This window comes from Litchfieldia sinesaloumensis (assembly GCF_900156865.1).
Taxonomy (GTDB): domain Bacteria; phylum Bacillota; class Bacilli; order Bacillales; family Bacillaceae_L; genus Ferdinandcohnia; species Ferdinandcohnia sinesaloumensis.
This window is the reverse complement of the sequence record NZ_LT732529.1, coordinates 1949023-1971305: the sequence shown is the minus strand read 5'-3', so window position 1 is coordinate 1971305 and position 22283 is coordinate 1949023. Positions and strand designations below refer to the sequence as shown.

Below are 22283 nucleotides of genomic sequence, written 5' to 3'. Positions count from 1 at the left end.
TTACAAAATGGAAATTTTTTCTTACATGGAGAAATATGATTATGAACAATTGGTATTTTGTCAGGATAAACAATCTGGTCTAAAGGCGATTATCGCCATTCATGATACAACATTAGGACCTGCACTTGGAGGTACGAGGATGTGGACGTACGCTTCCGAGGAAGATGCGATTGAAGATGCATTAAGACTCGCTAAAGGGATGACATATAAAAATGCTGCAGCTGGATTGAATCTAGGTGGAGGTAAAACGGTTATTATAGGCGATCCTCGCAAGGATAAAAACGAAGAAATGTTCCGTGCATTTGGCCGTTATATTCAGGGGCTTAATGGCCGTTATATTACAGCAGAAGACGTTGGTACAACTGTTGCAGACATGGATATTATTCATGAAGAAACAGACTTTGTTACAGGAATATCACCAGCATTCGGATCGTCAGGAAATCCGTCTCCTGTAACGGCATTTGGAGTTTACCGTGGAATGAAGGCAGCTGCAAAAGAAGCTTTTGGTACCGATTCACTAGAAGGAAAAGTTGTTGCAGTTCAAGGTGTTGGAAATGTTGCATATACACTTTGTAAATACCTTCATGAAGAAGGAGCAAGTCTGATTGTAACGGATATAAATAAAGATGCTGTTGACCGAGCTGTTAGAGACTTTGGTGCGAAAGCAGTGGATCCCAATGAAATTTATAGTGTTGAGTGTGACATTTATGCACCGTGTGCACTTGGTGCAACAGTAAATGATGAAACAATTCCTCAACTAAAAGCAAAAGTTATTGCTGGATCTGCTAATAATCAGCTAAAAGAATCACGTCATGGAGATATCATTCATGAATTAGGAATCGTATATGCACCAGACTATGTAATTAATGCTGGTGGAGTCATTAATGTTGCAGATGAATTATATGGATACAACCAAGAGCGTGCACTAAAGAAGGTGGAGTCGCTTTACGATACGATTGAAAAAGTAATTGAAATCGCAAAAAGGGACGGTATCCCAACATATCAAGCTGCTGATCGTTTGGCAGAAGAGCGTATTGAAAGAATGAGAAATTCTCGTAGCCAATTTTTACGAAATGGGCACGACATTTTAAGTCGTAGAGGATAAGGATATTAGTAAGTGAGGGAAGTCTTAATTAAGGCTTTTCTCTCTTTTCCTTTTAAATATATCAAACAGAATGAGACGTAGCATTGCACAAAGCACTGGGGGTTTCACTATTGCAGGACAAAGAATATCGGATTCTCGTTATCAATCCAGGATCAACATCCACGAAAATTGGCGTCTATGATAATGAACGTTCTGTTTTTGAAAAGACGATTAGACATGATCGTACAGAATTAAGCGATTTTGAAAATATTATCGACCAATACGAATTTCGTAAAACAACGATTCTTGAAACATTAGTTAATGAGGGTATTAACATTTCAAAATTAAGTGCTGTCTGTGGTAGAGGTGGGTTACTGAGGCCTATACAAGGTGGCACATACAAAGTAAATGATGAAATGCTTCATGATTTGCGAATTGGATATGCAGGGCAGCACGCCTCAAATCTTGGTGGCATTTTGGCATACGAAATTGCATCTGGGTTAAATATTCCGCCATATATAGTCGATCCTGTTGTTGTTGACGAACTTGACCCAATTGCTCGAATATCAGGATTTGAACTGATTGAGAGAAAAAGCATTTTTCATGCTTTAAATCAAAAAGCAGTTGCAAGAAGGGTCGCAAAGGATTTCGGTAAAAGCTATGAAGAATTAAATTTCATTGTAACCCATATGGGCGGAGGTATCACTGTAGGAGTTCACAAACAAGGAAAAGTGGTAGACGTTAATAATGGGTTGCACGGTGACGGACCATTTAGCCCAGAACGTGCAGGGACAGTGCCTGCAGGTGATTTAATTGACCTTTGTTTTTCTGGTCAATATTTCCGAGAAGAAATCATGAAAAAACTAGTAGGTCAGGGTGGATTAGTTGGTTATTTAGGAACCAATGATGCCATCGCGGTTGAAAAAATGATTGAAAAAGGTGACGAAAAAGCGAAATTAGTCTATAAAGCAATGGCGTACCAAATCGCCAAAGAAATTGGTGCAGCAAGTGCAGCCCTATCAGGGCGTGTTGATGCAATTATTTTAACTGGCGGATTAGCATATGGAAATGAGTTTATATCGGAAATTTCAAATCATGTAAATTGGATAGCAGATGTAATCGTCCAGCCGGGAGAAAATGAATTGCAAGCATTGGCAGAGGGTGCCTTACGTGTATTGCGCGGGGAAGAAAAGGAAAAAGAATATCCGGGTAAACCCCTTCAAACCCCTGTCTTAAAATAAGTGTGTTAAAAGGAAGAAATTCCAAGACCGAATGGCCACAGTCATCGGACACGGTTAAACCTCCTCTGTAAAATAAGTAGAGCTAAGAAGGTGAGTAGGGTATGTCAAAGGAATATGATTTAGTCATTTTAGGCGGCGGTACTGGTGGTTATGTTGCTGCAATACGTGCCTCGCAACTTGGACTTAAGGTCGCAGTTGTTGAGAAAGGAAAACTTGGTGGAACTTGCTTACATGCAGGCTGTATTCCAAGTAAAGCTCTATTAAGAAGTGCGGAAGTATATGCGACTACAAAAAGAAGTGAAGAATTTGGTGTGATTGCAAAAGACGTAACCCTTGATTTTCAAAAGGTGCAGGATAGAAAGAATAAAATAACGGATCAATTATTTAAAGGTGTCCAGCATTTAATGAAACAAGGAAAAATAGATGTAATTGAAGGTATTGGACGTATTTTAGGTCCGTCTATTTTCTCGCCTATGCCAGGAACGATTTCTGTAGAAATGAACAATGGTGAAGAAAATGAAATGCTGATTCCTAAAAATGTCATCATCGCAACAGGATCTAGACCACGGTCTTTACCAGGCCTTGAGATAGACGGGGATTACGTCTTAACATCCGATGAAGCGCTACAAATGGACAGTTTGCCAAAATCAATTGTAATCGTTGGCGGGGGAGTTATCGGGATTGAATGGGCTTCAATGCTAAACGATTTTGGTATCGAAGTTACTGTACTTGAATATGCGAATCGAATTCTTCCAACAGAAGATCATGAGATTTCAAAAGAAATGCAACGATTAATGAAGAAAAAAGGTATAAAAGTCGTAACAGGTGCAAAGGTGTTGCCCGAGTCTCTTGAAAAAGGAGAGGGAATTACAATCCAGGCCGAACACAAAGGTGAAACAAAGTCGTTTTCTGCAGAAAAACTTCTTGTATCTGTTGGTCGACAAGCAAATGTTGAGAATATCGGTCTAGAAAATACAGAAATTATCGTGGAAAAAGGGTATATCGCAACCAATGAATTTTTCCAAACGAAGGAATCTCATATTTATGCGATAGGTGATGTAATTGGTGGTCTTCAGTTAGCTCATGTAGCATCTCATGAAGGAATTATTGCTGTTGAACATATAGCTGGTGAAAACCCGATACCAATGGATTATTCTCTCGTATCAAAATGTGTATATAGCAACCCAGAAGTAGCGAGTGTTGGATTCACTGAAGAGGAAGCGAAAGAAAAGGGTTATACAGTAAAGGTAGGTAAGTTCAATTTTAGAGCGATAGGAAAAGCACTAGTATTTGGTGAGTCAGATGGATTTGTCAAACTCGTTGTAGATGAGGCAACAGAAGATTTATTAGGTGTTCACATGATAGGGCCTCATGTAACGGATATGATTTCAGAAGCTGGTTTAGCGAGAGTACTAGACGCAACTCCGTGGGAGGTTGCACACACCATTCACCCACATCCTACTTTATCTGAAGCGATTGGGGAAGCAGCTCTGGCTGTTGATGGTAAAGCAATTCACGCTTAATTTATCTTAAGTGATGTTCGCACCTGCGACATTGTGTTTATTTAAAGGAGGTATTATGATGTCCGAAAATCGTCATCAAGCATTGGGTTTAAGTGATGAAGTAGTTCTCGAAATGTATGAAACCATGCTATTAGCTAGAAAACTAGATGAAAGAATGTGGTTATTAAACCGCGCTGGGAAAATTCCATTCGTTATTTCCTGTCAAGGACAAGAAGCGGCGCAGGTTGGTGCAGCATTTGCTCTAGATCGTGAGAAAGACTATGTATTGCCTTACTACCGTGATATGGGAGTTGTGCTCACATTTGGAATGACAGCAAAGGAACTCATGCTATCTGGGTTTGCGAAGGCTGAAGATCCGAACTCCGGTGGACGTCAAATGCCTGGGCACTTTGGACAAAAGAAAAATCGCATCGTAACTGGTTCTTCTCCTGTAACGACTCAGGTTCCGCATGCAGTTGGTGTAGCCCTTGGCGGAAGAATGGAAGGGAAAAATCTAGTCAGCTTTGTTACGTTTGGTGAAGGTTCTTCAAACCAAGGTGATTTTCATGAAGGTGCAAACTTTGCAGCTGTTCATAAACTTCCGGTCATTTTTATGTGTGAAAATAATAAATACGCTATTTCTGTACCATATGAAAAACAAGTAGCTTGTGAAAAGATTTCTGACCGTGCTATTGGATATGGGATGCCTGGTGTAACGGTTGATGGGAACGATCCACTTGAGGTCTATAGAGTTGTAAAAGAAGCAGCTGACAGAGGGCGCCGTGGAGAAGGGCCGACTTTAGTTGAAACCATCTCATATCGTCTGACTGCACACTCATCTGATGACGATGATCGTGCATATCGTGAGCAGGAAGAAGTAGCAGAAGCGAAGAAAAATGATCCCGTACTCTCGTTCGCTTCTTATTTAAAAGAGTCTGGGGTTATGGATGAAGCGAAGGAAAAGGAAATAGCAGATCGTGTTGCGACACTTGTAAACGAAGCAACAGATTATGCAGAAAATGCGCCATATGCTGAACCAGAGCAAGCTCTAAAATATGTATACGCTCAACAGTAAGGGGGAAATAGAATGCCTGTAATTTCATATATTGATGCCGTAACAATGGCGATACGTGAGGAAATGGAACGAGATCCTAAAGTCTTTATTTTGGGAGAGGACGTAGGGAAAAAAGGTGGAGTATTTAAGGCAACCAATGGGCTGTACGAGCAATTCGGTGAGGAACGGGTAATTGACACACCTTTAGCAGAGTCAGCTATTGCAGGTGTTGGTATAGGTGCAGCTATGTATGGAATGAGACCCATTGCAGAAATGCAATTTGCTGATTTTATCATGCCTGCAGTGAATCAAATCATCTCTGAAGCAGCTAGAATACGATATCGTTCAAATAATGATTGGAGTTGTCCAATTACAATTCGAGCTCCATATGGTGGTGGAGTACACGGTGCCCTTTACCACTCACAATCAGTCGAGGCCATTTTTGCAAATCAACCTGGTCTAAAAATAGTTATGCCTTCAACCCCTTACGATGTTAAGGGTTTGTTAAAGGCAGCAATACGTGATGAAGATCCGGTATTATTCTTCGAGCACAAGCGTGCGTATCGATTAATTAAAGGAGAAGTACCTGAGGATGACTATGTATTGCCAATTGGAAAGGCTGATGTTAAACGTAAGGGTGACGACATTACTGTTATTACCTATGGATTATGCGTGCATTTTGCTCTTCAGGCAGCAGAGCGACTCGCAAAAGATGGTATTCAAGCACATATCCTTGATCTTCGGACAGTCTACCCACTTGATAAAGAAGCTATTATCGAAGCGGCGTCTAAAACTGGGAAAGTCTTACTTTTAACTGAAGACAATAAAGAAGGTAGCATAATGAGCGAGGTATCTGCAATCATCGCAGAGCATTGTTTGTTTGATTTGGATGCCCCAATTAAAAGACTAGCGGGACCTGATATACCAGCAATGCCTTACGCACCAACAATGGAAAAGTATTTCATGGTAAATCCAGATAAGGTTGAAAAAGCAATGAGAGAACTTGCTGAATTTTAAATTTGCACTGCTATTCATGGCTTGAGAGAGGATGAATGGTGACAGAGGAGGTTTCATGATTGGCAACTGAAAGAATAACAATGCCCCAGCTCGGTGAGAGTGTAACAGAGGGAACGATTAGTAAATGGCTTGTAGCTGTTGGGGACACAGTAAATAAATATGACCCATTAGCTGAGGTCATGACGGATAAAGTAAATGCGGAGGTACCTTCCTCTTTTTCAGGAACGATTACAGAACTGATTGCAGAAGAAGGAGAAACATTAGCGGTAGGAGAAGTAATTTGTGTCATTGAAACAGCAGGCGGTCAAACCGAAGCATCGGCTACACCAGATGTTGAAGTAAAAGAAGAAGTAGCAGAAAAAGGTGCAGGTGGCGCAATCGAGCATAGTGATACTTCGAAGAAATTACGTTATTCACCTGCGGTTCTTAAGTTATCACAGGAACATAATATCGACCTTGCTCAAGTTAATGGTACAGGATCAGGTGGAAGAATCACTCGTAAGGATCTTCAGAAGTTAATTGAATCTGGACAGATTCCTACTGCAGGTCAGCAAGTCGAAAAAGCAACGCCTCAGGTTTCTAGACAACCAGCTACCAGCACAGCAAATAAGTCAGAACCAGCTCCTGGACCACATGTACCTGTTGCTGTAGGTGATATTGAAATACCGGTGTCTGGTGTTCGAAAGGCTATTGCTGCGAACATGCTCCGGAGTAAGCATGAAGCACCACATGCTTGGACGATGGTAGAGGTAGATGCAACCAATATGGTTGCCTACAGAAATTCACTTAAGAATGAATTTAAACAAAAGGAAGGATTCAACCTAACCTTCTTTGCGTTTTTCGTAAAAGCAGTTGCACAAGCATTGAAGGAATTCCCACAAATTAACTCCATGTGGGCAGGAGATAAAATCATTCAGAAGAAGGATATTAATATTTCAATTGCCGTTGCCACAGAAGATGCACTTTTTGTTCCTGTTATTAAGAATGCGGATGAAAAGTCAATCAAAGGTATCGCAAGAGAAATCTCTGAACTGGCTGCAAAGGTAAGAGCAGGAAAGCTTTCTGCTGACGACATGCAAGGTGGTACTTTCACAGTGAATAATACGGGTTCATTTGGCTCTGTTCAATCAATGGGGATTATTAATTATCCTCAGGCTGCGATTTTACAAGTTGAATCCATTGTTCAACGACCGGTTATCATTAATGGCATGATTGCAGTTCGTGATATGGTAAATCTCTGTATGTCTCTTGACCATCGTGTATTAGATGGCCTTGTTTGCGGACGATTCTTAGCCCGTGTAAAGGATATTATCGAAACTACCTCTAAAGAAAATACAGCTATTTACTAAAGACATTGCTTACGCAGTGTCTTTTTTACTATATAAATAGAAGTCGTTTGATTTCATTGCGACATTTTACTATATATACTAAAATTAATTTATACTGAAAGCGATTACGAATAGAGGGGGAAGTCTTGTGCCAAAGCCATCAAAAGAATACCAAGATATTACCTTCCCATCCATTGACTACGAGACATGGAAACAGGAAGCTGAAAAAACATTAAAGGGTAAACCGATTGAAAAATTATATACCAATACTTATGAAAAGATTGAATTAAAGCCTATCTATACAAAAGACGATATCCATCTTACCCCTTTCCTTAAAGAAATGCCTGGAGAAGGATCAAAAGTACGTGGCTCAAAACTAACAGGTTATGTGAACCAGCCTTGGTATGTCAGTCAGGAAATCGACGTTCATTCGCCGGAGGAGTTCAATGTTGCTTTGAAGGAAGGTTTAACAACTGGGCAAACCATGATTCATTTTTCACTGCAACCTCAAAATAGCTCAGAAAAGGGACTTGCCTTACATACATTAGAAGAAATATCAACAGCATTTAGAGGGGTATCCCTTTCATCTATACCTGTTCTAATTGATGTTAAATCAGATGTAGACTCCTTTTTATCACTCATTGCCACTTTTACAAAAGCGGATACTCTTACAGGTACGATTGGGATGGATCCATTGGCGTTATTAGTGGAAAAGGGGCAGTTACTAGTCAAACCTGAAATAGCATATAATCAGTTAACGAATTCAGTTAAATGGGCTATTGAAAATCATACAAAAATAAGGACTGTTCTTGTAAAAGGCACACCTTATCATAATGGTGGAGCAAATGCCGTTCAGGAACTAGCATATACAATCGGCACGGGAATTGAATACTTGAGTGAACTTCTTGAAAGAGGTCTTACCATTGATGACGTTGCGCCACGCATGACTTTTTCGTTTTCGATTGGTTCGAATGTTTTTATGGAAATTGCTAAATTACGTGCAGCAAGAATATTATGGTCAACTGTTATAGAGGCATACGGTGGAAATGAAGCTTCTTCCCAGATGCATATCCATGCAAGAACATCAGCATTTACAAAAACGATCTATGATCCATATGTCAATATGCTCCGATCCACAATTGAGGCATTTTCTGCAATAGTTGGTGGAATTGATAGTCTCCATGTATCAGCATTTGATGAACCGATTAAGCAATCCGACACGTTCTCAAGAAGAATAGCCAGAAATACACAGTCCATTCTTCGGGAAGAATCCTTCTTAAATAAGGTAATCGATCCAGCAGGAGGTTCTTGGTATGTCGAAACATTGACAAATGAAGTGGCAGAAAAGGCCTGGGAATTACTTAACGAAATTGAAGCAGAAGGTGGAATGCTTGAAGCGCTAAAAAATGGAAGTGTCCAAAAAAACATTTCAAGCGTCTTTTCACAAAGACAAGGAAATGTAAATCATCGTAAAGATATAATTGTAGGGACTAATATGTACGCAAATATTCATGAAAAACCGTTTAGTAACCTAGAACCCAAAGATAATACCACTACCAGTGATGCAGCAATCACTATAACCCCTATACATCCTGTAAGAATCTCAGAAGGCTTTGAGCAATTGAGAAAAGCCTCAGAGGACTATCTGAAAACAACTGGAGAACGACCAAAGGTAGGGTTGCTAAATCTAGGAACGATTCCAGAGCATAAGCCAAGAGCAGATTTTATTACAGGCTTCTTTGAAGCTGGTGGTTTCCAAGTGGTCAGAAATGATGGGTTTTTAACTGCAGAAGAAGCAATTGAAGGTGCAAAAACTATGAATCTCAAAATCTTCATCTTTTGTGGACAGGATGAAAAGTATAAAGAGATGGTTCCAGAAATTTGTAGCAAACTTAATGAAGATAATGATACCATTCATTTCTATCTTGCAGGTAAACAAGAGGATGAATCACTATATAGAAACAATGGGGTAAAAGACTTTATCCATATGGGAACAGATTGTTATTCATTTTTATATCAATTACAACATGTAATGGGGGTGAGGCAGCATGGCTAAAAGACTTGACCTTTCAAAAATAAAGTTAAAGAAGTCTGAAACACCATCGACTCCTGAACAATGGCGAGAAAAAGTGGAAACAGAAATTAAGCACTCAATCGATGAATTGTTGTTTGAAACAAACGAACAGATTGCTATCAAACCTTTATACACTGAAGATGACTTAGAAGGGCTAACGCATCTTGACTATATGCCTGGACTTCCTCCATTTCTTCGTGGACCATACCCAACGATGTATGTGAATCGACCATGGACCGTTCGCCAATATGCTGGTTTTTCCACAGCAGAAGAAAGTAATGCTTTTTATCGTAGAAATCTCGCGATGGGCCAAAAGGGACTATCAGTTGCATTTGACCTAGCCACTCACCGAGGCTATGATTCCGACCATCCGCGTGTAGTGGGGGACGTTGGTAAGGCAGGGGTTGCAATTGATTCGATATTAGACATGAAAACATTATTTGATGGTATCCCACTCGATCAAATGAGTGTTTCGATGACGATGAATGGCGCAGTACTTCCTATCATGGCATTTTATATTGTCACAGCAGAGGAACAAGGCGTTTCACCTGAGAAACTATCGGGAACGATTCAAAATGATATCTTAAAAGAATATATGGTTCGAAACACTTATATCTATCCACCGGAAACGTCTATGAGGATTATTTCTGATATCTTTGAGTATACGTCTAAAAATATGCCGAAGTTCAATAGCATTAGTATTTCTGGGTACCATATGCAAGAAGCGGGTGCACCAGCTGACCTTGAATTGGCATATACATTAGCAGATGGTCTGGAATATGTTCGAACAGGTATTAAGAAAGGAATTGATATAGATTCCTTTGCTCCTCGCTTATCGTTTTTCTGGGCAATTGGGATGAACTATTTTATGGAAGTTGCAAAGATGAGAGCTGCTCGCTTCATTTGGGCGCAAATGATGAAGGCCTTCAACCCTAAAAATCCGAAATCACTTGCGTTAAGAACCCATTCACAAACTTCGGGCTGGAGCTTGACTGAGCAAGATCCATACAATAATGTAACGAGAACATGTATCGAGGCATTGGCTGCAGCGTCTGGCCATACGCAATCCCTGCATACAAATGCACTTGATGAAGCAATTGCTCTACCAACTGATTTTTCGGCACGAATTGCTAGAAACACACAGCTTTATTTACAGGATGAAACGGGCATTTGCAATGTGATTGATCCTTGGGGGGGCTCCTACTATGTTGAAACGTTAACGAAGGAGTTAATGAATAGAGCCTGGAAACATATTGAGGAAATTGAGAGGCTTGGCGGAATGACGAAAGCAATTGAGACTGGACTTCCCAAAATGAGGATTGAGGAAGCAGCAGCTAGACGTCAGGCGAAAATTGATTCCGGCAAAGAGACAATCATTGGTGTAAATAAATATCGATTACAAAAAGAAGATCCAATCGATATTTTAGATATAGATAACACTGCTGTACGATTAAAACAAATAGAGAGACTTAATCACTTAAAATCTTCACGAGACGATTCTAAAGTACGCGCAGCTTTAGATGCTATTACACACGCTGTAAAAACAGGCGAAGGGAATCTGCTAGAATTAGCTGTTAATGCGGCAAGAGCCCGAGCAACATTAGGTGAGATTTCTAATGCAGTCGAAGAAGCTTCCCAAAGACATAAAGCTGTTATTCGTTCTATTAGTGGAATCTATAGCTCAGAATATTCAAATGAGGAAGAAATCATGAATATAAAAAATATAACTGACGAGTTTCTAGAGTATGAGGGGAGACGACCACGAATCCTGATTGCAAAAATGGGGCAGGACGGTCACGACCGAGGAGCAAAGGTAATTGCCACAGCTTTCGCAGATCTTGGTTTTGATGTTGATATTGGTCCACTTTTCCAAACGCCAGCAGAAACAGCATTACAGGCGGTTGAAAATGATGTGCATGTGGTTGGCATGAGTTCATTGGCTGCAGGCCATAAAACACTACTTCCACAGCTGATTGAGGAATTGAGGAAATTAGGTCGTGAAGATATTATCGTTATTGTTGGAGGCGTTATTCCTGCACAGGATTATGACTATCTAAAAGAGCAAGGGGCTGCAGCTATTTTTGGTCCTGGTACTGTCATACCTGTTGCTGCTCAAAAGGTTATTGAGGAAATCTATCGTCGATTAGGTTATGAGGAAGAAGGAAATGAATGATAAAAGAAATCGGCCTGAATGGGTACCAGATGAACCGTCTGATAGTTTTACAACTGAAATTGTAAAAGGTAAACATCATAGCAACCCTTCTACTACTAAACGAAAGTTTGTTAAAAGGAAAGAACGTACCACGGAAGAGTTTGTGCAAGGTATTAAAAATGGTGACCGAACCATACTTGCACAGGCAATTACCCTTGTTGAAAGTAATGCCAAACGTCATGAAGATAAGGCACAAGCGGTTATTAATGAGATTCTTCCTTATACAGGAAACTCTGTTCGTGTAGGTATTACAGGAGTCCCGGGTGCTGGAAAAAGTACATTCATAGAGAGCTTCGGTTCCTATTTATGTGAACAAGGATACCGAGTTGCAGTATTGGCGGTTGATCCAAGTAGTAGTGTGACCGGAGGAAGTATTTTAGGTGATAAAACGCGCATGGAATCACTGTCTCGGAATAAGAATGCATTCATTCGTCCATCACCATCAGGTGGGACACTTGGTGGAGTGAATCGAAAAACCAGAGAAACCATGCTACTTTGTGAGGCAGCTGGGTTTGATGTCATCTTGGTGGAAACTATCGGTGTAGGTCAAAGTGAAATAGTTGTTAGAAGTATGGTGGACTTTTTTCTACTACTTGTTCTTACAGGAGCGGGGGACGAACTGCAAGGTATGAAAAAAGGTGTGATGGAGCTTGCAGATAGCTTAGTTATTAATAAAGCAGACGGAGATAATAAGCAAAGAGCAAAAGTCGCAAGAGGTGAATACAATCGGATTCTTCACTATCTTCAGCCTGCAACGAGAGGATGGTCATCAAAGGCATATACGGTATCTGCACTTTATCATGAAGGAATGGAAGAAATGTGGAAGATTGTCATGCGCTTTGTAGAAACAACAAAAGAATCTGGCGTCTTTTGGGAGAGACGAAATGCTCAAACTAAGGATTGGATTCATGCGATGATAAAAGATTATCTTGAAACAGCCTTCTTTACTCATCCAGCCATTAAATCGCAGCTGCCTGTCCTAGAAAATAAAGTTGTAGAGGGTCACGTAAACGTAACAACCGCAGTTAAAGCATTAATTGATCTATATGAAACATAAAAAAAGAAGGAAAGTATACGTATACTTTCCTTCCATCTAGGGAGTTTAGGGGTATGATCTAGATGTATTATTTAGAATAACCCAATCCCTTTTTTTTAAACGTATTGAATCAGATTTTGACAATAATAGCTTAGATTTGTAAAAACACATACTAAATTGATATTATAAAGTAAGGAAAGATATATATTCACGAGGGAGTGTTCAAAATGCAAGTAGATTTTAATCTGTTTATGAATGATATCGTTCAAACAGCGAGAAGAGAAATCTCTGAAGCTGGTTATCAAGAACTAAAAACACCTGAAGAAGTTGATGAAGCACTAAACCGTGAAGGTACAACATTAGTGATGGTTAACTCAGTCTGTGGTTGTGCAGGTGGAATTGCTAGACCAGCTGCTGCTCACGCCATTCATTATGATAAGCGACCAAATCAATTAGTAACTGTTTTTGCCGGTCAAGATAAAGCAGCAACAGAAAAGGCAAGAACATATTTTGAAGGATATCCACCATCTTCTCCATCATTTGCATTATTAAAAGATGGAAAAATTGTAAAAATGATTGAACGTCATGAGATTGAAGGTCATGAACCAATGGATGTAATCAATAAATTACAAGATACCTTTGAAGAATATTGCGAAGAAGTATAAGAGGCCTTGAAGGCTTCTTTTTTTTGGTCAAACTCTTATAAAGTATGTATAATAAACTTTGAAAATGATGTATTTTCGCTTTAACTCTTTATATTAGTAAAGTATTAAAGGCGATTTCTTTACAACAGTTTTCAAGTAACTAGGAGGCTTTATTTAGGTCAACAGGGAGGTATCAACAAACAGCAAAAGGATATCCGAATAACTAGAAGTAAAAATGATAGAATTATTAATCTATTATTATTTTTAAAAAACATATTGTATATTTATGCAGATGTGTTAAAATACATTCTAACGAATAAATATAAATTATAAAGCAGGGGGAAATAAATAATGAAAAAGTTTATGCTAGTAACATTGATTACTATTTTATCAGTTGCGATTTTAGCAGCGTGTGGGACAAGCGATGATAATGCATCAGGTTCAGATAAGAAAAAGGTATTAACAATGGGAACGTCTGCTGATTTCCCACCATTTGAAACAATAGATGAAAAAACAGGTGACTATATTGGATTTGACATTGATTTAGCTAAAAAAATTGCAGATGAGTTAGGATACGAATTAAAAATAGAAAACATGGATTTTGGTGGCTTAATAAGTGCACTACAATCTGACCGTCTTGATTTTATTATTTCAGGTATGTCAGCAACTGAAGAACGTAAAAAAAGTGTTGATTTCTCTGTAGAGTACCACAAATCAGGGGAAATGTTCGTTACATTAAAGGATTCAGATATTAAGGCTTTAGAAGATCTTGATGGAAAAACAGTTGGTGTCCAATTAGGTACGATTCAAGAAGAAGGAGCTAAAAAAATTAAAGAAGAAACTTTAAAGAATCTAGAAATCTCTGCTTTAAATAAAGCTCCAGAGTTAATTCAAGAATTAAAAGCAGGAAGAATCGATGCAGTTTACTTAGATAAAACAGTTGCTGTTGGTTTCATCGAAAGTCAAGATTTAGTGGGATTTGATGATCCAACCGAAGCATCTCCAGGTATGGCAATTGCTTTTTCAAAAGGCGATAAGCTAGTTGAAGAATTTAATAAAGTTATTGAAGAAATGAAACAAAATGGTGAATTAGAAGAATTAGAAAAGCAATGGATGGAAGAATAATCATTAATTCAAATTTTCAGGTAGAAATGAGGTGTAAGGCATGGGTTTGGATATTGATTTTTCCGGAATCGTGCCTTCAATTCCGTTTATACTAGAAGGGATCGGCATTACCGTATCTTTTGCACTAGTATCGGCAATTTTAGGTTTAATTCTAGGAACAATTTTAGCGGTATTTAAAATAAGTAAGGTTTCATATTTGAAGTGGTTCGCGGATATTTATACATCCATTTTTAGAGGTACACCACTTATCCTCCAATTAGTAATTATTTATTTTGCAGTTCCACAGCTTTTTCAATATGATATTGATAAATTTGCAGCTGGGGTATTGGCATTCGGCTTAAACTCAGGGGCCTATATTTCGGAAATTATTAGAGCTGGTATTCAAGCTGTAGATAAAGGCCAACAAGAAGCGGCAGAAGCACTTGGAATTTCGTATCGTCCAATGATGTTGGATATTATCTTGCCACAAGCTGTTAAAAATATCTTACCAGCACTATTAAATGAATTTATTACGTTAACTAAGGAATCTGCAATTGTAAGTACAATTGGATTGTTGGATATTATGAGACGTGCACAGGTTGTTGGAGCAAATACATTCCGCTATTTTGAGCCGTTGCTAATTGCTGGTCTAGTCTATTGGATAATTGTTACAATTCTCACGTTCCTAGGTGGAAGACTTGAGAGGAGGTTGCGTCGTAGTGAGTAATAATCATATTAAAGTTGAAAACCTTCATAAATCATTTGGCAAACTTAATGTGTTAAAAGGAATTTCGACCAACTTCAAACAAGGCGAGGTTGTTGCGATTATTGGTCCTTCTGGGTCAGGGAAGTCAACATTTCTACGATGCTTGAATTTACTTGAAAAACCAACACAAGGTCAGATTTGGGTTGGTCAAGACGAAATTACAAATGCAAAAACAAATATTACCAAAGTTCGTGAACATATCGGAATGGTATTTCAGCACTTTTACCTCTTCCCTCATAAGACAGTTTTGCAAAACCTAACCTATGCGCCTATTAAGGTCAAAGGGGTTTCAAAAGTTGATGCCGAAGCAAAAGCTAAAGAGTTATTGAATCAAGTTGGTTTATCGGAGAAGGCTAATGAATACCCGAATCGTCTTTCGGGGGGCCAAAAACAGAGAGTTGCGATAGCTAGAGCATTAGCTATGGAACCTGAGATTATGCTATTTGACGAGCCAACATCAGCACTTGACCCTGAAATGGTAAAAGAAGTTCTTAATGTTATGAAAGGGTTGGCTCATACCGGTATGACAATGCTTATCGTAACTCATGAAATGGGATTTGCTCGTGAGGTAGCTGACAAGGTCCTCTTCATGGATGATGGAGTAGTCGTTGAAGAAACCACTCCAGATGAATTTTTTACAAATCCAAAAAGCAAACGTGCCCAGGATTTCTTAGAAAAGGTACTGTAAAAGGAATGATCACAAGATCATTCTTTTTTTCGTCCATATTAAATATAAGGGGAAGTTTTGTCTTTCTAGTAAATGACTATATAATGAAATAACTACCGATTAATAGGAGCTTGGTAATGTTTAAAATAGGGTATAGAACGTTAAAAACAGCTATAGGTGTCACGATATCAATAGCTATTGCAAAATTATTGGGATTAGATAGTTTTGCATCTGCAGGAATACTAACAATACTATGTATAAAAGTAACCCGTAAGAAATCACTGGAGAGTTCGTGGGAACGATTTGTTGCATGTGTAATTGGGATTGTATTTTCTTTTGTATTTTTTGAAGGGATAGGCTATCATCCTGTAACTATTGGGCTATTACTCCTATTCTTTATTCCAACAATGGTTGCTGTGAAAGCAAAAGATGGAATTGTTACAAGTAGCGTTATTATACTACATATATTCACAGCAGGAGATGTGACCCTGACCTTAATTTTGAATGAACTTGGGTTAATAGTCATTGGAATAGGAGTTGCGCTACTTATAAATCTATATATGCCAAGCGTGGACAAGCAGCTCTGGACATTCCAACAGGAGATTGAGACCTTATTTGGGAACATATTAAATGAAATGGTTCACTATCTAAGAACAGGTGAAAGTATATGGGATGGACGAGAAATAACAGCTGTAGAAGAATTATTAAAAAAGGCGAAAAGAACGGCCTATCTGGATATCGAGAATCACTTGATGAAGGATAGCAATTTGTTTTTTACGTATTTTGATATGAGAGAAAAACAGTTCGAAATGCTACAAAGAATGTTGCCAACAATTACATCGATTACTCAGTCAGTCGAACAGAGAACAATGGTTGCTGATTTTATTAAGGAGGTAAGCGAATCGATTCATCCTGGAAATACTGCTGAAGTATTTCTGAAAAAACTTGATGAGATGCGCAAAGAGTTTAGAGCAATGCCATTACCAAAAACTCGTGACGAATTTGAAACGAGAGCTGCATTGTTTCAATTTATTAAGGAAATGGAAGAGTATTTAATTATAAAAAGTCTCTTCAAGGGTTTACCAACGTAATTCCATGAAATAAAGAGGTGTCCACTATAAAATGGCACCTCTTTTTCACGTAACTATTTTCACATAACGATATTTATTTAGTATCGCTCGGTTTGGTGGACTTATCGTTTCATCTTTTTAGAACCACATACCTACGCCTGCTAACAGGGTAGTGATTAGCATTACAGCAATCATTAAATAAACAACAATTTTCTGAGTTTTACGGGACATGTTTCCTACCCCCTTTTTGCTTACATCATTTATTAATATTTTACCTCGAAATATCAACTTGGACAACCATTATGTATATTACTCTCTCTGTGAAAATACACAATTTTTGATGAATTCATGCTACAATAGAAACATGATATTAAACGCTTACAATTTTTGAGCGAGCGCTCGCTTGAGGAGTGAAGACATGATTAAAAAAATAGACCACATCGGGATAGCCGTTTCTTCCATTGAAGCTTCCCTACCATTTTACACGGATATTCTCAATCTTACATTAGATGGAATTGAAGAAGTAGAATCACAGAAAGTAAGGGTTGCGTTCATTAAAATAGGAGAATCTAAGCTCGAACTTTTAGAGCCTCTTTCACCTGAAAGTCCGATTGCTACATTCATAGAGAAACGTGGCGAAGGTATTCACCATATAGCATTAGGAGTTACGTCCATCGAAGAGCGTATCCAGGAAATCAAACAAAATGGCATTCAAATGCTAGCAGATGAGCCAAAGCTTGGTGCGGCCGGTGCAAAGATCGCATTTATGCATCCAAAATCGACAGGTAAAGTCCTATATGAACTATGCGAAAAGCCTAGCGAGGGGGAAACGATAGAATGATTGACATCTATGAAAAAATAAACGAACTATATGATCGCCGTCGAGAAGTAGAATTGGGCGGTGGTGACGAAAAAATAGATAAACAGCATGAAAAAGGAAAATTAACTGCAAGGGAACGGATCGATTTATTGTTAGATGAAGGTACCTTTGTAGAATTAAATCCTTTTATCCAACATCGGAGTATCGATTTTGGGTTAGCTGATAAAAAAGGACCAGGGGATGGGGTTGTTACTGGTTACGGAAAAGTGAATGGAAGACCAGTCTATTTATTTTCACAGGATTTTACTGTTTTTGGCGGAGCGCTCGGGGAAATGCATGCGAAAAAAATTGCCAATGTTATGGATTTAGCTGCTAAAAATGGTGCACCATTTATTGGTTTAAATGATTCGGGAGGTGCAAGAATTCAAGAGGGGGTTGTTTCTCTTGATGGCTATGGACACATTTTTTATCGAAATGCAATCTACTCGGGAGTCATTCCGCAAATTTCGGTGATTATGGGTCCTTGCGCAGGTGGAGCGGTGTATTCTCCAGCTATTACAGATTTTGTATTTATGGTTGAAAAGACATCCCAAATGTTTATCACAGGACCAAAAGTAATTGAAACAGTAACGGGAGAAAAAATTAGTTCAGAGGATTTAGGTGGTGCAAGCGTACATAATTCAATCAGTGGAAACGCACACTTCTCAGGGAAAACAGAAGAAGAGGTTTTACAACAAGTAAGAACTCTGATAAGTTATTTACCGCAAAACAATGAAGAAAAGGCACCCATCCTTCCTGTCCAGGAAAGTGATGATTACCGACCAGATTTAACAGAGATAATTCCTTTTGATGCAGTTAGGCCATATGATGTCCGGAAGGTAATTGACCAAATCGTTGATCAAGACTCCTTTATGGAAGTACAAAAGGATTTTGCGAAGAATATTGTTGTTGGGTTTGCGAGAGTTAAAGGTGAGGTGGTCGGGCTAGTATGTAACCAGCCAAAATACATGGCCGGCGGACTTGATATTGATTCATCAGACAAGGCATCGAGATTTATACGTTTTTGTGATTCATTTAATATCCCACTTATTACATTTGAGGATGTAACTGGATTTTTTCCAGGAGTTAAGCAAGAGCATGGAGGTATTATTCGACATGGTGCAAAGATCTTATATGCATATTCGGAAGCAACTGTACCGAAACTAACTGTCATTCTTCGAAAAGCATATGGTGGGGCCTATGTAGCACTAAATAGTAAGTCAATTGGTGCAGATTTAGTATTTGCGTGGCCGAATGCAGAAATTGCAGTAATGGGACCACAGGGTGCTGCTAATATTATTTTTGCTAGAGAAATTAATGAGAGTGAAAATCCTGATAAGGTCCGTGCCGAGAAAATTGAAGAGTATCGAGAGAAGTTTGCCAATCCTTATGTTGCTGCAAGCCAAGGCATGGTGGATGATGTGATTGACCCTCGTGAAACGAGAATCAAAATAATACAGGCTCTTGAAATGCTTCGCAATAAAAAGGAAACCCGTCCTAAGAAGAAGCATGGTAATATTCCGTTATAAGTGTAAGATTTGATTTTTCACAATAATATGGTAGGCTAATTTCATTAACCTATTCATCTTGGAGGTACATACTATGATTAATCAGGATAGACTTGTAAATGAATTTATAGAACTTGTTCAAGTAGACTCAGAAACAAAATTTGAAACTGAAATTTCAAAAGTGTTAAAAGAAAAGTTCACCGCATTGGGTGTGCATGTTGTTGAGGATGATACTACTTCACAAACCGGCCACGGTGCAGGAAACTTAATTTGTACCTTAGAAGGTACAAAGACTGAAGTTGATACGATTTATTTTACTTCTCATATGGACACAGTTGTTCCTGGTAAAGGAATTAAACCATCAATTAAGGATGGGTATATTGTTTCAGACGGAACAACCATTTTAGGTGCGGATGATAAAGCAGGACTTGCAGCGATGTTTGAGGCAATTCGTGTTCTTAAAGAAAAAAATATCCCACACGGTAAAATTGAATTTATTATTACTGTAGGTGAGGAATCAGGGCTAGTTGGCGCTAAAGCTTTAGACCGATCGTTAATTACAGCTAAATACGGATATGCACTTGATAGTGATGGTAAAGTCGGAAACATTATTGTTGCTGCTCCCACACAAGCCAAGGTTAAAGCAACAATTATCGGAAAAACGGCCCATGCGGGTGTTGCTCCAGAAAAAGGAGTATCCGCAATTACAATGGCTGCAAAAGCTATTGCTAAAATGCCATTAGGTCGTATAGATGAAGAAACGACTGCTAACATTGGCCGTTTTGAAGGTGGAACACAAACGAATATCGTATGTGATCATGTGGAGATTTTATCTGAAGCACGTTCTTTAGTAACAGAAAAGATGGAGAATCAAGTTCAAAAAATGAAGGATGCATTTGAATCCGTTGCGGCTGAGATGGGTGGTAGAGCAGAGGTTGAGATTACGGTCATGTATCCTGGTTTCAAATTTGCTGATGGTGACCATGTCGTTGAGGTAGCAAAACGAGCAGTAGCGAAAATTGGTAGAGATAGTGCACTACAGCAAAGTGGTGGGGGTAGTGATGCAAATGTCATCGCTGGACATGGTATCCCAACTGTTAACCTAGCTGTTGGTTATGAAGAAATTCATACAACAAATGAAAAAATGCCTATTGAGGAATTAGTCAAAACGGCAGAACTTATCGTCGCGATTGCTGAAGAAGTTGCTCAATAACAATAGTAGTGAAATTCCCTTTATCGGGAGTTTCACTTTTTTTATTTCTTTTCGAACTTAGGTGCAGTATGATAGAACTAGACTGATGTTACTACATATAGAGGTGAAAGATAGATGAAAGACCAAAAATTTGTTATTTTTTCATCAGGGAATGAGGAATTTGGTATCCCTGTTTTAAATGTTATTTCGATTGAAAGAGCACAGCAATTCAACGCGATCCCTCAGATGCCAAATTACATGCTAGGTGTTCTCACCATACGTGATGAACTTATTCCAATTGTAGATGCAGGAATGATTTTATTTAGTAAACCAACCATACAAACGGAACAAACAAAAATTATCGTAGCTAAAACTGATTCGCTATCCGTAGGATTACTAGTTGATGATGCTGTAGAAATAATCGATATCCCTGCTAATCAACTAAAACAACTAAGCCTAACCTATCAATTATCTTCTTATATAACGGGAGTTGCTACACTAGAAGAACGAATGATTACATTAATTGACCCATCTAAATTTATTTACGGTTTAGAGGGATTTGATATAGTTGAGGATCACATTCACAGCCACCAATAGTATAGGTGGCTTTTTCTATGATAAACTATTTATATCATTAGTAGGAAGTGCATATCATGAAGGAAATGTATCCGAAGAAGGGTAAGGTTATTTTACATGTTGATATGAATAGCTTCTATGCTTCAGTAGAGATGGCCTATGACCCTTCCTTACAAGGTAAACCAGTCGCTATTGCTGGGAATGTGGAGGAACGTAGAGGTATCATCATTACGTGTAGCTATGAGGCCCGTGCCTTTGGGGTGAAAACAACGATGCCATTGTGGGAAGCAAGACGCAAATGCCCAAATTTAATCGTGATGAAACCAAACTTTGAACGTTATCGTAGTGCTTCTCTAGCAATGTTTGATGTACTTCGTTCATATACAGACTTAGTTGAACCTGTTTCAATTGATGAAGGTTATTTAGATATAACAGATTGTTATGATAAAGGTTCCCCTCTTGAAATTGCTACTTCCATACAAGAAACCGTACGTAAAACACTATTGCTTCCTAGTAGTATCGGGATTGCGCCTAATAAATTCCTTGCAAAAATGGCATCAGATATGAAAAAACCTTTAGGTATCACGGTATTACGGAAACGGGATGTTCCAACGATATTATGGCCGATGCCGGTTGGTGAAATGCATGGTGTGGGATCACGAACTGCTGAAAAATTGGCTACAATCAATATATTTACAATCGGTGATCTTGCTAAAGGAAATGATGTTCAACTAAAGCAGTTATTAGGGATTAATGGGGAAAGGATTAAGCAACGAGCAAATGGAATTGACAAGCGTCCTGTCGACCCAGATGCAATATCGGTATTTAAGAGTATCGGAAACTCGACAACATTACCATATGACTCCACAGATGAAGAGGAGCTGCAGGGTGTAATAAAAAGATTATCTAATTCTGTTGGGGCCCGTATTAGACGTAAGGACATGCTCTCCAATAATGTTCAGTTAATGATTCGTTATGCCGATCGAAAAACCGTTACACGAAGTCGAAAGCTCGAGAATCCAATCGATCAGGATCATGAAATTTTTAACGCTGCGAAACACTTATGGAAGAAGCATTGGAATGGAGAACCAATCCGATTATTGGGAGTTACAGCCCAGGAATTAATTGAAAAACAGGAAGCATATAAACAGCTAGACCTGTTTTCTTATGAAAAAGAAGCAAAAAAGGAGCCTTTACTAAAGGTAATCGATGAGTTGAAAGGTAAGTATGGGAATGAGATTGTCTCGAATGGAATTAAACTTCCGAAGGAGAAAAATCCTCGTAATAATGAACATGGAACAAGCTTTGAAAAGGATTTTTTAAGCGATTAAAGACCCCAACTCAACTTG

Annotated in this window: 20 protein-coding genes; 19 read left to right on the top strand and 1 reads right to left on the bottom strand. The window is 38.7% G+C overall.

Annotated features, from left to right (window positions below; all coding sequences use genetic code 11):
- Positions 1 to 7 precede the first annotated feature (7 nt).
- From bcd to CZ490_RS09755, 14 genes are all read left to right on the top strand, one after another.
- Entirely contained in the window at positions 8 to 1105 is a 1098-nt protein-coding gene (bcd, locus tag CZ490_RS09820) for a branched-chain amino acid dehydrogenase (protein WP_077618729.1), read from the top strand.
- Positions 1106 to 1215: 110 nt separating this feature from the next.
- Positions 1216 to 2325: a butyrate kinase gene (gene buk, locus CZ490_RS09815; RefSeq protein ID WP_077618728.1), complete on the top strand. Its 1110-nt coding sequence runs from the start codon at positions 1216 to 1218 to the stop codon at positions 2323 to 2325.
- Positions 2326 to 2426: 101 nt separating this feature from the next.
- A complete protein-coding gene (gene lpdA, locus CZ490_RS09810; protein ID WP_077618727.1) occupies positions 2427 to 3848 on the top strand; it encodes a dihydrolipoyl dehydrogenase in 1422 nt (473 codons plus the stop codon).
- Between the two features lie 58 nt (positions 3849 to 3906).
- Positions 3907 to 4902, top strand: a complete 996-nt coding sequence (locus tag CZ490_RS09805) for a thiamine pyrophosphate-dependent dehydrogenase E1 component subunit alpha (RefSeq protein ID WP_077618726.1) — start codon at positions 3907 to 3909, stop codon at positions 4900 to 4902.
- Between the two features lie 12 nt (positions 4903 to 4914).
- On the top strand, positions 4915 to 5898 hold the full coding sequence (locus CZ490_RS09800) for an alpha-ketoacid dehydrogenase subunit beta (protein ID WP_077618725.1): 984 nt from the start codon (positions 4915 to 4917) through the stop codon (positions 5896 to 5898).
- A gap of 59 nt (positions 5899 to 5957) precedes the next feature.
- Complete coding sequence (locus CZ490_RS09795; protein WP_077618724.1) at positions 5958 to 7247, top strand: dihydrolipoamide acetyltransferase family protein; 1290 nt, start codon at positions 5958 to 5960, stop codon at positions 7245 to 7247.
- 127 nt (positions 7248 to 7374) lie between these two features.
- Entirely contained in the window at positions 7375 to 9282 is a 1908-nt protein-coding gene (locus tag CZ490_RS09790; RefSeq protein WP_077618723.1) for a methylmalonyl-CoA mutase family protein, read from the top strand.
- The gene (gene scpA, locus CZ490_RS09785) at positions 9275 to 11473 is read left to right on the top strand and encodes a methylmalonyl-CoA mutase (protein WP_077618722.1); all 2199 of its coding nucleotides are present in this window, start codon (positions 9275 to 9277) and stop codon (positions 11471 to 11473) included. Before CZ490_RS09790 ends, scpA begins: the two co-directional genes overlap by 8 nt.
- Positions 11466 to 12569 carry a methylmalonyl Co-A mutase-associated GTPase MeaB gene (gene meaB / locus CZ490_RS09780; protein ID WP_077618721.1) on the top strand — a complete coding sequence of 368 codons (1104 nt, stop codon included), beginning with the start codon at positions 11466 to 11468 and terminating at the stop codon, positions 12567 to 12569. The genes scpA and meaB overlap by 8 nt, the downstream gene beginning before the upstream one ends.
- 206 nt (positions 12570 to 12775) lie before the next feature.
- On the top strand, positions 12776 to 13213 hold the full coding sequence (locus tag CZ490_RS09775; protein WP_077618720.1) for a BrxA/BrxB family bacilliredoxin: 438 nt from the start codon (positions 12776 to 12778) through the stop codon (positions 13211 to 13213).
- Positions 13214 to 13543: 330 nt separating this feature from the next.
- The gene (locus tag CZ490_RS09770) at positions 13544 to 14317 is read left to right on the top strand and encodes a transporter substrate-binding domain-containing protein (RefSeq protein ID WP_142255362.1); all 774 of its coding nucleotides are present in this window, start codon (positions 13544 to 13546) and stop codon (positions 14315 to 14317) included.
- 46 nt (positions 14318 to 14363) lie between these two features.
- A complete protein-coding gene (locus tag CZ490_RS09765; protein WP_077621019.1) occupies positions 14364 to 15023 on the top strand; it encodes an amino acid ABC transporter permease in 660 nt (219 codons plus the stop codon).
- Positions 15016 to 15750, top strand: coding sequence for an amino acid ABC transporter ATP-binding protein (locus CZ490_RS09760; RefSeq protein WP_234987213.1), 735 nt, complete (start codon positions 15016 to 15018; stop codon positions 15748 to 15750). The genes CZ490_RS09765 and CZ490_RS09760 overlap by 8 nt, the downstream gene beginning before the upstream one ends.
- Before the next feature lie 116 nt (positions 15751 to 15866).
- Positions 15867 to 16820, top strand: coding sequence for an aromatic acid exporter family protein (locus CZ490_RS09755; RefSeq protein WP_077618718.1), 954 nt, complete (start codon positions 15867 to 15869; stop codon positions 16818 to 16820).
- Between the two features lie 117 nt (positions 16821 to 16937).
- On the opposite strand, the gene prli42 is transcribed toward CZ490_RS09755, so the two are convergent.
- Positions 16938 to 17030: a stressosome-associated protein Prli42 gene (gene prli42, locus CZ490_RS22325; protein ID WP_149917164.1), complete on the bottom strand. Its 93-nt coding sequence runs from the start codon at positions 17028 to 17030 to the stop codon at positions 16938 to 16940.
- A 187-nt stretch (positions 17031 to 17217) separates the two neighbouring features.
- On the opposite strand from prli42, the gene mce reads away from it, so the two are divergent.
- From mce to CZ490_RS09730, 5 genes are all read left to right on the top strand, one after another.
- A complete protein-coding gene (gene mce, locus CZ490_RS09750; protein WP_077618717.1) occupies positions 17218 to 17640 on the top strand; it encodes a methylmalonyl-CoA epimerase in 423 nt (140 codons plus the stop codon).
- The gene (locus CZ490_RS09745; RefSeq protein WP_077618716.1) at positions 17637 to 19187 is read left to right on the top strand and encodes an acyl-CoA carboxylase subunit beta; all 1551 of its coding nucleotides are present in this window, start codon (positions 17637 to 17639) and stop codon (positions 19185 to 19187) included. The genes mce and CZ490_RS09745 overlap by 4 nt, the downstream gene beginning before the upstream one ends.
- 73 nt (positions 19188 to 19260) lie before the next feature.
- Complete coding sequence (locus CZ490_RS09740; protein WP_077618715.1) at positions 19261 to 20379, top strand: tripeptidase T; 1119 nt, start codon at positions 19261 to 19263, stop codon at positions 20377 to 20379.
- A gap of 114 nt (positions 20380 to 20493) precedes the next feature.
- Positions 20494 to 20955, top strand: a complete 462-nt coding sequence (locus CZ490_RS09735) for a chemotaxis protein CheW (RefSeq protein ID WP_077618714.1) — start codon at positions 20494 to 20496, stop codon at positions 20953 to 20955.
- Positions 20956 to 21011: 56 nt separating this feature from the next.
- Positions 21012 to 22265, top strand: coding sequence for a DNA polymerase IV (locus CZ490_RS09730; protein ID WP_077618713.1), 1254 nt, complete (start codon positions 21012 to 21014; stop codon positions 22263 to 22265).
- Positions 22266 to 22283: the final 18 nt, after the last annotated feature.

Coding starts and splice junctions, on each gene's coding strand:
- mce (WP_077618717.1), top strand. CDS start 17,218: ATGATTAAAAAAATAGACCACATCGGGATAGCCGTTTCTTCCATTGAA.
- CZ490_RS09745 (WP_077618716.1), top strand. CDS start 17,637: ATGATTGACATCTATGAAAAAATAAACGAACTATATGATCGCCGTCGA.
- CZ490_RS09775 (WP_077618720.1), top strand. CDS start 12,776: ATGCAAGTAGATTTTAATCTGTTTATGAATGATATCGTTCAAACAGCG.
- CZ490_RS09740 (WP_077618715.1), top strand. CDS start 19,261: ATGATTAATCAGGATAGACTTGTAAATGAATTTATAGAACTTGTTCAA.
- CZ490_RS09755 (WP_077618718.1), top strand. CDS start 15,867: ATGTTTAAAATAGGGTATAGAACGTTAAAAACAGCTATAGGTGTCACG.
- meaB (WP_077618721.1), top strand. CDS start 11,466: ATGAATGATAAAAGAAATCGGCCTGAATGGGTACCAGATGAACCGTCT.
- lpdA (WP_077618727.1), top strand. CDS start 2,427: ATGTCAAAGGAATATGATTTAGTCATTTTAGGCGGCGGTACTGGTGGT.
- CZ490_RS09770 (WP_142255362.1), top strand. CDS start 13,544: ATGAAAAAGTTTATGCTAGTAACATTGATTACTATTTTATCAGTTGCG.
- bcd (WP_077618729.1), top strand. CDS start 8: ATGGAAATTTTTTCTTACATGGAGAAATATGATTATGAACAATTGGTA.
- CZ490_RS09730 (WP_077618713.1), top strand. CDS start 21,012: ATGAAGGAAATGTATCCGAAGAAGGGTAAGGTTATTTTACATGTTGAT.
- CZ490_RS09805 (WP_077618726.1), top strand. CDS start 3,907: ATGTCCGAAAATCGTCATCAAGCATTGGGTTTAAGTGATGAAGTAGTT.
- prli42 (WP_149917164.1), bottom strand. CDS start 17,030: ATGTCCCGTAAAACTCAGAAAATTGTTGTTTATTTAATGATTGCTGTA.
- scpA (WP_077618722.1), top strand. CDS start 9,275: ATGGCTAAAAGACTTGACCTTTCAAAAATAAAGTTAAAGAAGTCTGAA.
- CZ490_RS09735 (WP_077618714.1), top strand. CDS start 20,494: ATGAAAGACCAAAAATTTGTTATTTTTTCATCAGGGAATGAGGAATTT.
- CZ490_RS09800 (WP_077618725.1), top strand. CDS start 4,915: ATGCCTGTAATTTCATATATTGATGCCGTAACAATGGCGATACGTGAG.